The organism is Microbacterium sp. Bi128 (assembly GCF_918698205.1).
This window is the reverse complement of record NZ_CAKKMM010001556.1, coordinates 1-1,141: the sequence shown is the minus strand read 5'-3', so window position 1 is coordinate 1,141 and position 1,141 is coordinate 1. Positions and strand designations below refer to the sequence as shown.

The window sequence follows — 1,141 nt, the reverse complement described above, 5'->3', positions numbered from 1 at the left end:
AGGGACATGTCCTCGAGCAGCTCATCCAGGTCCGTTCCGGGCTGACCGGAAGACCGCGCCTCGATAGCCCGGCGCAGCGCCAGACGGGCTGATGATTCATAGCGCTCCGGAGCCCTTAGTGTCCCGTCCCCGGTGGACGTCTCCAGCCGCGTCAGCCCGGCCTGCTGGTCAATGGTGACTTCGGTTCGCACCTCGCCGAGGGCCAGCACCTGGAGCAGGCCGTCGGCGTGAAGGCCTGCTGCCGCCGTCGCCCCCAGGGTGACGGGCATTGCCCCGCCCGCGGATCCCCCTGAATCCAGCAGGGCAATCCTGGCTTGCGCCGTGGCACTGCACACCTGGAGCGTCAACGGGCCCCCGACCAGTGACCGGGCCCAGCCCAAGCCGTCGCGGATTACCGCTTCAACGCCTGCCGCGGGGGCAGCGCACTCGACGGTGACGATCCGGGCCGGCCTGCCTCGTCTGGCCCGGAGGGCATCGGCAACCACATCCGGGCGCAGCCGGGGACGCTCAACGATGACCGGGATGTCACCGGGCCACGGGTAGGCTCCGATTCCTTTCTGCGGGAGCGCAGCAGGGTCCGCAATCACCACGGCCGCCGCTCCCCTGGCCCGGGCGTCCAGCATGCCCTGCCACCAATCGCCGGATCCAGGCACCACAGCCACCGCCCCGCTGACGCCTCTGGTGAGTGCAGCACTGACGGAAAGCTCGGCGACAGCCGCGACATAGGAAGGTAACACCGTGAAGATGCCGAGCCCTGGATCTGCCGAACTCATTGCGACACCCCTTCCAGAACCTTCGCTGCGGCAGCATCGGCCAGGTCGATTGCAAACTGCGAGTCAGCCAGCAGCTCGTCGTACTCCACCGGGACCCCGCCTTCAAGGAGCGAGGCAAGCAGGCGCCACTCAGCCATATAGCCGTCTTCCGGATCCCGCCTGTACTCCGTCCACTGCCCGTCCATGCTTCGCACTCGGGTGGCCGCGCTTCCGGCATGGACAAAGGCGGGCGGGAAATTCACCTCGATGCGGTCGTGGGAGGTGGCGATATTCATCCTCCAGAGGGCATCCGGTCCTTCCGGAAGCATGGTAAGCGCCAACTGGACCAGGATTCCGCCGGCCCGATACCCCACAAGGTAGCCGACTGG

1 protein-coding gene and 1 pseudogene are annotated in these 1,141 nt (G+C 67.6%); both read right to left on the bottom strand.

Translation table 11 applies throughout. From position 1 onward, the window contains the following. Nucleotides 1-773 (bottom strand): hypothetical protein (locus LQV45_RS34515; protein ID WP_230012405.1); only part of this gene is annotated, 773 nt, incomplete at its 3' end. Then, nucleotides 770-1,141 (bottom strand): annotated as a pseudogene (locus tag LQV45_RS34510) (gfo/Idh/MocA family oxidoreductase); the annotation flags it as partial. The pseudogene LQV45_RS34510 and the gene LQV45_RS34515, both read right to left, overlap by 4 nt.